At 63.7% G+C, this 12,800-nt stretch carries 15 protein-coding genes and 1 tRNA gene; 5 read left to right on the forward strand and 11 right to left on the reverse strand.

What is annotated here, in order from left to right; all coding sequences use genetic code 11:
- The first annotated feature begins 36 nt into the window (after positions 1-36).
- Together BSY17_RS16130 and BSY17_RS16135 are read left to right on the forward strand one after the other, a co-directional pair.
- Positions 37-888, forward strand: coding sequence for a metal-dependent hydrolase (locus BSY17_RS16130; RefSeq protein ID WP_069066233.1), 852 nt, complete (start codon positions 37-39; stop codon positions 886-888).
- Positions 889-919: 31 nt separating this feature from the next.
- Entirely contained in the window at positions 920-1,456 is a 537-nt protein-coding gene (locus tag BSY17_RS16135; RefSeq protein WP_069066234.1) for a GNAT family N-acetyltransferase, read from the forward strand.
- A gap of 31 nt (positions 1,457-1,487) precedes the next feature.
- Here the strand turns inward: BSY17_RS16135 and BSY17_RS16140 are convergent, their stop codons facing one another.
- From BSY17_RS16140 to rplU, 3 genes are all read right to left on the reverse strand, one after another.
- Positions 1,488-2,063: a GNAT family N-acetyltransferase gene (locus BSY17_RS16140; RefSeq protein ID WP_069066235.1), complete on the reverse strand. Its 576-nt coding sequence runs from the start codon at positions 2,061-2,063 to the stop codon at positions 1,488-1,490.
- Positions 2,064-2,336: 273 nt separating this feature from the next.
- A complete protein-coding gene (rpmA, locus tag BSY17_RS16145) occupies positions 2,337-2,606 on the reverse strand; it encodes a 50S ribosomal protein L27 (RefSeq protein WP_037472317.1) in 270 nt (89 codons plus the stop codon).
- Positions 2,607-2,640: 34 nt separating this feature from the next.
- On the reverse strand, positions 2,641-3,006 hold the full coding sequence (gene rplU, locus BSY17_RS16150; protein ID WP_037472318.1) for a 50S ribosomal protein L21: 366 nt from the start codon (positions 3,004-3,006) through the stop codon (positions 2,641-2,643).
- A gap of 187 nt (positions 3,007-3,193) precedes the next feature.
- Here rplU and BSY17_RS21745 point away from each other — a divergent pair, with 187 nt between their 5' ends.
- The 3 genes from BSY17_RS21745 to ybaL are packed head-to-tail and all read left to right on the forward strand — an operon-like array spanning position 3,194 to position 5,436.
- On the forward strand, positions 3,194-3,589 hold the full coding sequence (locus tag BSY17_RS21745; RefSeq protein ID WP_069066236.1) for a hypothetical protein: 396 nt from the start codon (positions 3,194-3,196) through the stop codon (positions 3,587-3,589).
- 45 nt (positions 3,590-3,634) lie between these two features.
- Entirely contained in the window at positions 3,635-3,769 is a 135-nt protein-coding gene (locus BSY17_RS22050; protein ID WP_257785037.1) for a hypothetical protein, read from the forward strand.
- A gap of 29 nt (positions 3,770-3,798) precedes the next feature.
- Positions 3,799-5,436 (forward strand): YbaL family putative K(+) efflux transporter, encoded by a 1,638-nt coding sequence (ybaL, locus tag BSY17_RS16160; protein WP_069066237.1) that lies wholly within the window; start codon positions 3,799-3,801, stop codon positions 5,434-5,436.
- Here ybaL and BSY17_RS16165 read toward each other — a convergent pair.
- From BSY17_RS16165 to BSY17_RS16200, 8 genes are all read right to left on the reverse strand, one after another.
- The gene (locus BSY17_RS16165) at positions 5,433-6,971 is read right to left on the reverse strand and encodes a cryptochrome/photolyase family protein (RefSeq protein ID WP_069066238.1); all 1,539 of its coding nucleotides are present in this window, start codon (positions 6,969-6,971) and stop codon (positions 5,433-5,435) included. The genes ybaL and BSY17_RS16165 overlap by 4 nt on opposite strands.
- A gap of 260 nt (positions 6,972-7,231) precedes the next feature.
- The gene (locus BSY17_RS16170; protein WP_069066239.1) at positions 7,232-9,022 is read right to left on the reverse strand and encodes a DEAD/DEAH box helicase; all 1,791 of its coding nucleotides are present in this window, start codon (positions 9,020-9,022) and stop codon (positions 7,232-7,234) included.
- Between the two features lie 308 nt (positions 9,023-9,330).
- Positions 9,331-10,029 carry a 50S ribosomal protein L1 gene (gene rplA / locus BSY17_RS16175; RefSeq protein WP_037472325.1) on the reverse strand — a complete coding sequence of 233 codons (699 nt, stop codon included), beginning with the start codon at positions 10,027-10,029 and terminating at the stop codon, positions 9,331-9,333.
- Positions 10,030-10,034: 5 nt separating this feature from the next.
- Positions 10,035-10,466 (reverse strand): 50S ribosomal protein L11, encoded by a 432-nt coding sequence (gene rplK, locus BSY17_RS16180; protein ID WP_037472327.1) that lies wholly within the window; start codon positions 10,464-10,466, stop codon positions 10,035-10,037.
- Positions 10,467-10,730: 264 nt separating this feature from the next.
- Positions 10,731-11,267, reverse strand: coding sequence for a transcription termination/antitermination protein NusG (gene nusG / locus BSY17_RS16185; RefSeq protein ID WP_037472329.1), 537 nt, complete (start codon positions 11,265-11,267; stop codon positions 10,731-10,733).
- A 39-nt stretch (positions 11,268-11,306) separates the two neighbouring features.
- Positions 11,307-11,513 carry a preprotein translocase subunit SecE gene (secE, locus tag BSY17_RS16190; protein ID WP_037472331.1) on the reverse strand — a complete coding sequence of 69 codons (207 nt, stop codon included), beginning with the start codon at positions 11,511-11,513 and terminating at the stop codon, positions 11,307-11,309.
- A gap of 170 nt (positions 11,514-11,683) precedes the next feature.
- Positions 11,684-11,759, reverse strand: a tRNA-Trp gene (locus tag BSY17_RS16195).
- Between the two features lie 53 nt (positions 11,760-11,812).
- A complete protein-coding gene (locus BSY17_RS16200; RefSeq protein ID WP_069066240.1) occupies positions 11,813-12,730 on the reverse strand; it encodes a YihY/virulence factor BrkB family protein in 918 nt (305 codons plus the stop codon).
- Positions 12,731-12,800: the final 70 nt, after the last annotated feature.

Here is a 12,800-nt window from a genome sequence, read left to right on the forward strand (position 1 = left end):
ACTCTTATTTACATCAATGTAAGTAAGGAGTGCGAGATGACCCCGACCGACCTCACTATCACGCCGCGCGACCGTCGTTTCGGGCGGGACCGCGCTGCGGCCCGACATTGGCTGAATGGCGATCCGATCGCCACGGCTTTCTTCAACGCCCTGTCCGTTACCTTTCCACGCGGCGAAGCCTATTTCATTGAGAGTGTCCGCGCCTTTCGCGACGGCGCGCCGGACCGGCTGGCGGGCGAGATTGCGGCCTTCATCAAACAGGAGGTGGTGCATAGCCGCGAGCATCTGGCCTTCAACCGGCAGGTGGCGGATCATGGTTATGAGCTGTCGCGGCTCGACGCCGATGTGGTGCGGGTGCTGGACCTGGCGAAGCGGCGTCCGCCGATCGTCAGCCTGGCCGCGACCATGGCGCTGGAACATTTCACCGCGATCCTCGCCCATGAACTGTTGCGCGACCCGCGCCTGCTCGATGGGGCGGACCCGGAGATTGCGGCGCTGTGGCGCTGGCATGCGGTGGAGGAGATCGAGCATAAGGGCGTGGCGCATGACACATGGGTCCATGCGACGCGGGAGTGGAGCAGCTTTGCGCGCTGGCGGCTGCGATCGGTGATGATGCTGATCGCCACCAAACATTTCCTGCATCATCGGGCGCGCGGCATGATGGATTTGTTGCGTCAGGATGGCGTGACGGGCGTGCGCGCCTGGGGGGGGTTGTTGCGCTATGCGCTGGTGCGGCCGGGCATCTTGCGCCGGGTGGCGGGGCCGTGGCTCAGCTATTTCAAGCCGGGCTTTCATCCCTGGTCGGTCGATGACCGGGCGTTGATCGCGCTGGTGGACAGCGACTATGCCGATGCGCGGATGACCGGGCCGCTGCCGTCCGCGGCTTGACGGGCGGGGTGGCGCGCGATCTTATCGGGCGATGACCGATGCGCCCACGCTCCACACCGACCGCCTGATCCTGCGCCCGCACGGCATCGCCGATTATCCGGCGTGCCGCGCCTTATGGGCGGACCCGCAAGTCGTGCGCCATGTCGGTGGCGTGCCGCTCGACGCGCAGGCGGTGTGGTTTCGTCTGCTCCGCTATGCCGGCATGTGGTCGCTGCTCGGCTATGGCATGTGGGTGATCGAGGATCGGACGATTGGCGCGTTTCTGGGCGAGGGCGGCCTGCTGAGCGCCGCGCGCGGCCTGCCCGAATTGGAGGGCGTGCCGGAGGCGGGCTGGGTGCTGGGGCCGCAGGCGTGGGGCAGGGGCGTGGCCAGTGAAGCGATGGATGCGGTGGTGCGCTGGGCCGACGCCCATCTCGATGCGCCCTCGCTGCGCTGCATCATCGCGCCGGACCATGGCGCGTCGATTAGGGTCGCCGAGAAACTGGGCTTCGTCGCGCTGGCGGATAGCATGTTGGGTGACAAGCCGACGCGCGTGTTCGACCGGCCCCGGCGGCCGCACTCGGCATGACGGGCGGGGAAAACCTCCCCCGCCCGCTCTATCAGGCCGCCATCGCCTGCGTGGCGTCGCGATACAGGTCCATGGCCGGGTCCGGGTGCATGCCGTGGGTTTCGCCTTCTTCGAACAGTAGCGAATCGACCATCGTCTGGCGGGCGAGGCTATAGCGTTGTTCGACCCGGCCGGTGAAGCGGAAGCCGATCTTGCGCAGGACATTGCCTGACGCGGGATTGTCGAGGAAATGCGCTGCACGAACGCCCTGGACACCATGGGCGCGCGCCATGCTCAAAACCGCGCGGGCAGCCTCGGTGGCAAAGCCCAGACCCCAATAGGGCCGCGCTATCCAATAGCCCAGTTCCGGCGTGCCATGTTCATCCAGATGAATAGCGCAACCGCCCACGAGGCGGGGCGCGCCGCGCGTGCGGGTGAAGGCGAGCAGGCGGGGCAGGCGCGAATCATGGGGCAGCGACAGGAAGGCCTGCGCATCCTCCAGCGCATAAGGGGCAGGGGCGTGGGTCAGGTTGCGCAGGATGGCCGGATCGCCGATCGCATGAGCCAGCGCGGGCGCGTCTTCCATCCAGCCTGGACGCAGCAGCAGGCGGGGGGTGCGGGCGAACATTCTTTTCTCTCCTCTTGGGCGTGCCCATAGCCGCCAATGATGACGGCTTGACGACGGTCGATGTCTGGCATGTTCCCCGCCTGCATGACGCGTGAGAAGGCGTGGAGTTCCAGTGGGTTGAGGGAATTTAAGAGGATGTTTCGCCCAACGGAAAAAGGGCGCCCCTCTGATGGAAGGAGCGCCCTTTTATCCCTCGAACATCGTCACTTGAACCTAAAGGTTCGCGTAACGAAAGGATCGCCCCTTGAAGGACGACCCGTCATTCGTCGTCCGTTATTCTGCCGCTTCGGCCATCGCGTCGACCGACACATATTTGCGGCCGAGCTTGCCAGCATGGAATACCACGCGGCCTTCACCCAGCGCGAACAGCGTGTGGTCCTTGCCCATGCCGACATTACGGCCGGGATAGACGCGCGTGCCGCGCTGACGGATAATGATGTTGCCGCCGATCACTTCCTGACCGCCGAACTTCTTGACGCCAAGGCGCTTCGATTCCGAATCACGACCGTTGCGCGACGAACCGCCAGCTTTCTTATGTGCCATTGTCTAAACTCCTAGAATATCAGGCGCGAAGCGATCAGGCTTCGGCAGCAGCCGGAGCTGCGTCTTGGGTCTTGGCCTCGGCCTTGGCGGCCTTCTTGTCTTCGGCACCGATTGCGACGATGCGCAGGATCGTGTGGCGCTGACGATGGCCGTTCTTGCGGCGATAATTGTGGCGACGGCGCTTCTTGAAGACGATGACCTTCTCGCCCTTCGCCTGCGCGATGATCTCGGCTGCGACGGTCAGACCGGCCACATCCTTCAGATCGCCGCCTTCACCGGCCAGCAGGACGTCGTCCAGCGTAATCTTGTCACCGGCTTCACCGGCCATCTTTTCGACGACGATCTTGTCTCCGGCGGCGACGCGATACTGCTTGCCGCCTGTGCGCACGATAGCGAACATGGCTTGTCTCTTCTCGTTCAAATCTGCTTTACGCAAATCACCAAAGACATGACGCCTTGCCGACCCGCGCGGGAATGTGGCCCGTTAGTGGAATGACTCGCGGGTGTCAACCGATGGCGGCGCGGAACGGGGGTGGTTTTCGGTTCGCACAGGCCCTATCTTGTGCGCGAAAGGACAGAAGCGAGCGATGCGGCATATAACAGGCGAGACAGGAAAGGGCGTTCGGCAGCGTCGCCGCTACACCCTATTCGTCGCCTTGTGGATGCTGATCGTGGTGACGCTCCTGTCCGCTCTGGCCCCGATCGGCCCGCCGCTTAGCCGCCCGACCGGCTCTGCCTTCAATCCCGCGACGAGCGATGTGGTGATCAAGGCGCGCGCTCCCATGCCGCCGCAGGTCGCGCAGGCCGCGCGCGTGGATGGCGATGACACGCCGCCTGTCCTTCTTTTCTGCATCATCGCGACGTTGGCGCTCGTCGCCTCCGTAGGCCGCGGACGAATTTTCCGTTCGCGGCTGCAGATTGGTGCGGCACCACTTCTATTGTCTGGCGCTCATCGCGCGCGCGCCCCACCTGCCGCCTTCTGACGATCTGAATGGCCCGTTGCGACGGGCATCGTCGAAAGGATGACCATGAAGATGTCCGATAGGCCCAAGCGCAGCGGCAAGCGTCGCCGTCCGCCCTGGTGGTTCATGCCCGCTATCATGACAGGTCTGGCCGCGGCCGCCCTGTTGCTGGCGATGCTGCTCCATCCCCTGACGTTCTGATATAGCGTGATTCGCATCGAAAGGCTTGCATGCCCCATCACACGCCCCTGATCGGCACCATTGTTGCCGGCCTCGTCGTCGCCTTCATCATGGGCGCCATCGCCCATAGGCTCCGCATGTCGCCCCTTGTGGGCTATCTCGTCGCAGGGATCATGGTCGGTCCCTTCACGCCCGGTTTCGTCGCCGATAGCGGACTGGCCAATGAACTTGCCGAAATCGGCGTCATCCTGCTGATGTTCGGCGTGGGGCTGCATTTCTCCTTCAAGGATCTGATGTCGGTCAAACATATCGCCGTGCCGGGTGCGCTGGTGCAGATCGGCGTGGCGACCGGCCTTGGCATGGGGCTGTCCGCCCTCATGGGATGGCCGCTGATGGGCGGCATCGTCTTTGGCCTGGCCCTGTCGGTCGCCAGTACGGTGGTGTTGCTGCGGGCCTTGCAAGGGGCTGATCTGGTCGAGACGCGACGGGGGCGGATCGCGGTCGGCTGGCTGATCGTCGAAGATCTGGTGATGGTGCTGGCACTCGTCCTGCTGCCTGCCCTTGCCGCCGTCATAAGCGACGCGGACTCCGGGGCGGGGGCGAGCGCGCTGATCGCGCCGCTGGTCGGCACGCTGCTCAAGGTGGCGGGCTTCGTCGCGCTGATGATGATCGTGGGGCGGCGGGTCATTCCCTGGACGCTGCATTGGGTCGTGCATACCGGTTCGCGCGAGCTGTTCCGCCTCGCGGTCCTGGCGATCGCGCTGGGCGTCGCGTTCGGCGCGGCTTATGCGTTCGACGTATCCTTCGCGCTGGGTGCCTTCTTCGCGGGCATGATCCTGGGCGAAACGCCGCTCAGCAGGCGGGCGACGGAGGAGACGCTGCCGCTGCGCGATGCCTTTGCGGTGCTGTTCTTCGTATCGGTCGGCATGTTGTTCAATCCGGCCGTGCTTTGGGAACAGCCGCTGCCATTGCTGGCGACCGTAGCGATCATCATCGTCGGCAAATCGATCGCCGCCTACGCCATCGTCCGTTTGTTCGGCAAGCCCGGCGACACGGCGATGACCATCGCGGTCAGTCTGGCGCAGATCGGCGAATTTTCCTTCATCCTGGCGACGCTTGGGACAGGGCTTGGCGTCCTCCCCGCCGAAGCGCGCGACCTGATCCTGGCGGGCGCGATCGTGTCGATCTTCCTCAATCCCATTCTCTTCTCGCTGGCCGTGCGCGGCCGCAAGCAGGAAGAGGTGGTGGCGGAAGCGGCGCGCGTCGCGGCGGCGCGACCCGCGATCGGGCATATCATCCTGGTCGGCTATGGTCGGGTCGGCAAGCTGATCGCCGATCGGCTGACCGAGCGGCAGATGCCCTTCACGGTCATTGAGGATGATGCCGAGAAGGTGGAGGAAGCGCAGGAGGCCGGGCTATCCGTCGTGCGCGGCAATGCGTTGGAAGACAAGGCGCTGCTCAGCGCCGGGATTACCGAAGCCCATCATCTGCTGATCGCGGTGCCCGAAGGGTTTGAGGGCGGGGCGATCCACGAACATGCCCGCCACCTCAACCCCAAGCTGGAAGTGATCGCTCGCGCCCATTCGGATGCGGAGGTCGCGCATCTCGAAACACTCGGCGTGCGGCACATCGTCATGGGCGAGCGGGAACTGGCCGGGCGGATGCTGACGCTGTGCGGCGCGACCTAATCGAGGGAGTCGAGGAACCGTGCCGCCTGTTCCCGAATGGCGGCGCGGTCATCGTCCGGCATCTTGTCCCAGTTGCGATAGGGCAGGGCCATGCGGGGATTGGACGCCAGCTTGCGCTGGTTGCGGGCCAGAAAGTCCCAATAGAGCGCGTTGAAGGGGCAGGCGTCCTTGCCGACACGCTGCTTCACATCATAGCGGCATGACCCGCAATAGTTGGACATGCGGTTGATATAGGCGCCGCTCGACGCATAGGGTTTGGAACCGAGCAGGCCGCCATCGGCAAACTGGCTCATGCCCAGCGTATTGGGCAGTTCGACCCACTCATAAGCGTCGGCATAGACTTCCAGATACCAGATATGCACCTGATGCGGATCGACACCGGCGAGCAGAGCGAAATTGCCGGTGATCATCAGCCGCTGGATATGATGGGCATAGGCATGGTCGATCGTCTGGCCGATCGCCTGGGACAGGCAATGCATGTCCGTGTCCCCGGTCCAATAGAAGCCGGGCAGGGCGCGGGTCGCCCCCAGCGCATTGCGCTGCGCATAGTCCGGCCCCTCATGCCAATAGATGCCGCGTACATATTCGCGCCAGCCGATGATCTGGCGGATGAAGCCCTCGGCGGCGTTGAGCGGCACCTTGCCCGCGCGATAGCGTTCCTCGACGGCGCGGCACAGCGCCAGCGGATCGAGCAGCCCGGCGTTGATATAGGGCGAGAGGATCGAGTGCCACAGAAACGGTTCGCCGGTCAGCATCGCATCCTGATAATCGCCGAAGCGGGGTAGCGCTTCATCGAGGAAATGGCGCTGTTGGCGCATCGCTTCCTCATGCGTCACCGCGAACTGGAAATGGTCGAGGCTGCCGATATGGTCGGCAAAGCGCGTGGCGACCATGGCCAGCACATCCTGCGTGACCGCGTCGGGCTGGAAGCGGATGGGGCGGGGCATCAGCAGGTCGCGCGCGGGTGGTGGCTTGCGATTGTCGGCGTCGTAATTCCACTGGCCGCCTTCGGGCTGGCCATCCTCGGTCATCAGCAGGCCGGTCTTGCGCCGCATGTCGCGGTAGAAAAATTCCATCCGCAACTGCTTGCGCGCGGCGGCCCAGCTATCGAATTCGGCATGGGTACAGAGGAAGCGGTCGTCTTCATGGATGGTGACCGGCAATCCGAAGCGTAGCGCCCAGCCGTCGAGCATCGCCCGGACGCGCCATTCCCCGGCCTCGGTCACATGGATGGCGGCGGGCTTGTGCCGGTCGATGGCACGGGCGACTTCGCCGGTGAAGCTGCCGCTATTGGCCGGGTCGTCCAGCTTTACATAATCGACCGTCCAGCCCAGCCCGCGCAGCCGATCGGCATGATGGCGCATGGCGGACAGGATGAAGGCGATCTTCGCCTTATGATGGCGGACATAGGTGGTTTCTTCGGCCACCTCCATCATCAGCACCACGCTGCGCCCTTTATCAGCGTGGCGCAGCGCGACGATGTCGGGGTCGAGCTGGTCGCCCAGCACGGGAATAAGGAAAGGGCCGTCGGTCATGCGTGCTGCAATGACCGACGGCCCCGATGGCTCCCACCTGTCTTTAAGGGGCGTCAGGCCTTCATCCACACCGTTCGTCCTGAGTAGCCGCTGAGCCTGTCGAAGTTGAACGGGTCGAACCGTCCCCCGGACGGTTCTGAACATGCCGGGGGCATGTTCACCCGTTCAAGTATCGAAGGATTGCGCGCGATGCTTCGATACGGGACTTCGACTTCGCTCAGCCCCTACTCAGCACGAACGGGTGTTGAAATATCCTACATTTAGCCCCGGCTGCGCGGCGGACCCTTGCGCGGGCCACCGGCGCCAGCGCCCTTGAAGGGACGTGGGCTGTGCGGCGACGCACCGCCGCGCGATCCGGCACCGGGACCGCCACGGGGCGGGCCGCTGCGGTTGGGACGATCGCCATTGGCGGGGCGCAACTGCTTGCGGTTGCCACGGGCTTCCTCGCGCGGTGCGCCGTTGATCGGATCGAACATCACATCCGCGCCCTCGTCACCCGCTTCGCCCGTGCGGCGGACGGCGGCCAGGAATTTGGCCGAGATCGCCTTGGGGATTTCGAACATCGTGTCGGTGGCGGTGATGCGGATCGCGCCGATGTCGCCGCGCGACACATGGCCGCGACGGCAGATCAGCGGCAAGATCCAGCGCGGGTCGGCATTTTGCGTGCGGCCGATATTCATGCGGAACCACTGGGTATCCTCGAAACCGGGGCGTGGTCCTTCACGGCGGGCCGGAGCATCGCTGCCGTCGAGCAGTTCTTCGGGCGCAGGCAGGGCAGCGCGCGCCGAACGCACCAGCATCGCCGCGATTTCCTTGGCGCTCTTGGCTTCGAGCAGTTCGCCGCCCAGCGCCCAATCGGACTCTTCCAGTTCCATGGGTTCGAGCAGGCGGGTGCGCAGCCGTTCGGCATCCTGCGCCGCAATGGCTTCCTTGCTGGGCGCGGACGTCCATTCGACCGGGATCTTGGCGCCCTTGAGCATCCCTTCCACCCGGCGACGGCGCGGATAGGGGACGATCAGGACGGCGGTGCCCTTCTTGCCAGCGCGGCCGGTACGACCCGACCGATGCTGCATGGTTTCGGCATCGCGGGGAATTTCGACGTGAACGACGAGCGTCAGCGTGGGCAGATCGATACCGCGCGCGGCAACGTCGGTGGCGACGCAGACGCGGGCGCGGCGATCACGCAGGGCCTGCAACGCATGGTTGCGTTCATTCTGGCTATGCTCGCCCGACAGCGCGACGGCGGCAAAGCCCCGCTCGGTCAGGCTGGCGTGCAGGTGGCGGACATTGTCGCGCGTGGCGCAGAACAGCATCGCCGTTTCGGCCTCATGGAAGCGCAGTAGGTTGACCACGGCATTTTCAATGTCGGACGGGGCAACGGTCATCGCTTGATAGCTGATGTCGCCATGGCCACGCTCGGTCGAGGTGGTCGCGATCTGCAGCGCGTCCTTCTGGTAGCGACGGGCCAGCGCCACGATGGGCTTGGGCATCGTCGCCGAGAACAGCAAGGTGCGGCGGCCATCGGGGGTGGCGTCGAGAATGCCTTCCAGATCTTCGCGGAAGCCCATGTCGAGCATTTCGTCGGCTTCATCCAGCACGGCGGTCTTGAGCGCCGACAGGTCGAGCGCGCCGCGTTCGAGATGGTCGCGCAGACGGCCGGGCGTGCCGACAACAATATGTGCGCCCTGGGCCAGCGCCTTGCGCTCGCGCGCTGCGTCCATGCCACCGACGCAGGTGGCGATGCGCGCGCGGGCACCGGCGTAAAGCCATTCCAGCTCGCGGCTGACCTGCAGCGCCAGTTCGCGCGTCGGCGCGATCACCAGCGCCAGCGGCCAGGCCGGTGGGGGCAGGCGGCCTTCTTCGTTCAGCAGTTCGCCCGCCATGGCGAGGCCGAAGGCGACGGTCTTGCCCGATCCGGTCTTAGCCGACACGATCATGTCGCGGCCAACCGCTTCGGGTTCGATCACGGATGCCTGCACTTCGGTCAGGGTTTCATAACCCTTGGTCGTCAGCGCCTGGGCGAGGATGGGGGGGAGGGTATCAAATGCCATGTCTAGTTTTTCTCGTCGGTTAAGCGACCCGCCTCTTCCGACGGATACAAAAAGACCTGTGCCTTACGTCCAAAGCAGACGTTCAGGGTGATAGGCCACACACCCTGATTTTCACATTCCCACCCGGCAAGGGCAGGAGCCGCCAGCATGGCTGGTGGCGAAGGGGTTTACCCCTTTCGTTCGCGTTGCATCTCTCCGTCCGGCTTTCCGCCAGCCGCCTCCCGGTCAGGGGAGGATCACTTGAAAACAGGAAAGCCTCCTTCCCCATTTCGAGGAAAGAGGCTTGTCCTTAGTCTATAGCATGAAAATCAGACGGCGGCGACTTCTGCCACATCGACCTTCACGCCCGGTCCCATCGAAGACGACAGGGCGATCTTGCGGACATATTTGCCCTTCGAACCGGTCGGCTTCGCCTTGACGATCGCGTCGACGAAGGCGTCGAAATTCTTGCGCAGATCTTCGGCGGTGAAGCTCGACTTGCCCAGGCCCGCATGGATGATGCCAGCCTTTTCGACGCGGAATTCGATCTGGCCACCCTTGGCGGCCTTCACGGCTTCTGCGACGTTCGGGGTCACGGTGCCGAGCTTGGGGTTCGGCATCAGGCCCTTGGGACCGAGGATCTTACCCAGACGACCAACCAGGCCCATCATGTCCGGCGTCGCGATGACGCGCTGGAAATCGATGTTGCCAGCCTGGATCGATTCCAGCAGGTCTTCGGCACCCACGATGTCGGCACCGGCGTCGAGCGCGGCTTGTGCCTTTTCGTTGCGGGCGAACACGGCGACGCGAACGTCCTTGCCGGTGCCTGCGGGCAGGGTGACGACGCCACGGACCATCTGGTCCGCATGACGGGGATCAACGCCCAGGTTGATCGCGATTTCGACGCTTTCGTCAAACTTGGCGGTCGCATGGGTCTTGATCAGGCCCAGTGCCTCGTCAACACCGTGCAGCTTTTCGCGGTCAACCGCGGTGGCCAGGGCCTTCGCCTTCTTGGTCAGCTTTGCCATGATAATCAGCCCTCCACCACGTCGAGGCCCATCGCGCGAGCGGAGCCTTCGATGATCTTCGTTGCAGCGTCGATGTCGTTCGCGTTCAGGTCAACCATCTTGGCCTGGGCGATTTCCGCCAGCTGCGCACGGGTGATCTTGCCAGCGACGATCTTGCCCGGTTCCTTCGAACCCGACTTGAGGTTCATCGCCTTCTTGATGAGGAAGGTGGCAGGCGGCTGCTTCATCGTGAAGGTGAAGCTGCGATCGGCATAGACGGTGATGATCGTCGGCAGGGGGGTGCCCTTTTCGACGCCAGCGGTCTGGGCGTTGAACGCCTTGCAGAATTCCATGATGTTCACGCCGCGCTGACCCAGTGCTGGGCCGATCGGCGGTGCAGGTTTGGCGTCTCCAGCGGGCACCTGGAGCTTGATGTAGCCCGTAATCTTCTTGGCCATTGTCACTCACTCTGTTGCTGGGCGTGCCCAAAGGCGCGCCCGGTTCAAGTTTAGCGGTCCAAACGAAGGCCAGGCCTTCTCCCGCATCCATTCCCGGTTGCCCGGAAATTTCGTATTCGTCATGCCAAGTCATGCTGGCGAGACGAGAAACCTTGTCTTGCGTCATCCTGACGAAAGTCAGGATCCATTTGCTCTACGCTGGCCCGTTTCTGCCGCGCTGAGGCTCATGGACCCCGGATCAAGTCCGGGGTGACGGAAACATCCTTACTTCGACAGTTCGACCTGCTCGAAATCCAGTTCCACAGGCGTTGCGCGACCGAAGATCGACACCGACACCTTGACCCGGTTCTTTTCAAAATCCAGTTCCTCGACCACGCCGTTGAAGCTGGCGAAGGGACCGTCCAGCACCTTGACGCTGTCGCCGATTTCGTAATCGACGCTGACCTTGTGCTTGGGTGCGGCTTCGGCTTCCTTGCGGGCGCCGAAATAGCGCGCAGCCTCGGTCTCGCTGATCGCCTGCGGCTTGCCCATCGATCCCAGGAAACCGGTGACCTTGGGCGTGTTCTTGACCAGGTGATAAATATCGTCGTTCATCGCCAGCTTGGCGAGGACATAGCCCGGCATGAACTTGCGTTCGACCTGGACCTTCTTGCCGCGCTTGACTTCGGTGACGGTTTCGACGGGCACTTCGACCTGTTCGACCAATTGGGTGAGGCCCATGCGCTCGGCTTCGGACAGGATCGATTCCTTGACCTTGTTCTCGAAGCCCGAATAGGCGTGGATGATGTACCAGCGCGCCATGTTACCGTGTCAAACTCCCAAAAACCAAGGCTGTCATGCTCAAGCCTGACCCGCCGCAAGGCCCAGCAGCCACTGGACGATCGCGCCGAAGAAGGTGTCGATGCCAAAGAAGAACAGGCCGAGCAGCGTCGTCATGATGACGACCATCACGCCGGTCATCATCGTTTCGCGGCCGGTGGGCCACACGATCTTCGACGCTTCGGTCTTCACCTGATTGACGAATTCGCCGGGGGATACCTTCGCCATCGCCTGCCTCTATCTTCAAAACCAACGCCAATTCGCGAAGCAACAGTCCGCCCTCCCGTTCCCGTCCTATGGGACGTCCGGGGGAAGCGGCCGCATGCTTCGCGACACATGTTCGCCTGCGCACCTAGTCGCGAAACCCTGATACTACAAGGTTTCCCGGACTTGGCGCTTGGCAGGAGTGGAGGGACTCGAACCCACGGCATTCGGTTTTGGAGACCGACGCTCTACCAACTGAGCTACACTCCTGTGCCGGCGAAGGAGGGCGCTTTAGCGTGGCATGGGTGGTAGGGCAAGCAGGATTATGCAGCATCCGTTACGGGCGCGGCAACGCTGGTATCGACGCTGGTCTGCCGCTCCGCTTCCGCATTGATCTGCGCGCCGAGCAGGACGACGTAAGCGGAAACGAACAGCCATAGCTGCAGCACGACGACCGCGCCCAATGATCCATAGGTCTCGTTATAATTGCCGAAGGTCGAGACATAGAAGGACACGCCCAGCGTCACAAGCAGCCAGAACAGGGTCGCCGTGACTGACCCGACCGTCAGCCATTGCCACTGCGCCTGCTGGCGATTGGGGCCGAAACGGTAGATGAGGCCGAAGATGACGCTGGCGAGCAACCCCGCACAAATCCATGTCGCGGCCTTGATCGCGAACAGCACGCCAGGGCCCCAATCGGTCAGGAATTTCTGGATGAGGCCGATCACCGTCGCGGTGAACACGCCCGCCACCACCACCAGCACGGCGGAACAGGTGATGCCCAGCGACACGCGGTAAAAGGCAAAGATATTGCGCCGCTCAAGCTGACCATAGACGATGTTGAGCGATTGCATCACCGCCGACGCCGCGCGCGTCGCGCCATAGACGGCGATGGCGAGCGCGGTCAGCAGGCCAAAGCCGATCGCGGGCTTGGCGGTGCTGACGACGCCCAGAAGCTGGTCGTTGATGAGCTTGGCAGCGTCGGTGGGCACGACGGCGATGATCGCCTGCATATGCCGTCCGACCATCGCCGGGTCGCCGAACAGGCCATAGGTCAGCACGACGGCGGCGAACATCGGCGCGATCGAGAGAAAGGCATAATAGGCAACGCCAGCGGCCAGCAGACCGACATTATTGGAGCCGAGCGACGCATAGACGCGCTTCAATATTTCCCACCAGGCCCGTGGCGGAATTTTCCACGGCGCATCGACATGCACCTGCTCGGCAATCTTCTCGGTCATGTACGTCCCCTGCTGCTCCATAGGGCAAGCGCATGAAGGGGGAGGGGGTTCCGCCGCAGCTTGGGTCGTT

It is taken from the genome of Sphingobium sp. RAC03 (genome assembly GCF_001713415.1).
In the GTDB taxonomy this organism is placed as follows: domain Bacteria; phylum Pseudomonadota; class Alphaproteobacteria; order Sphingomonadales; family Sphingomonadaceae; genus Sphingobium.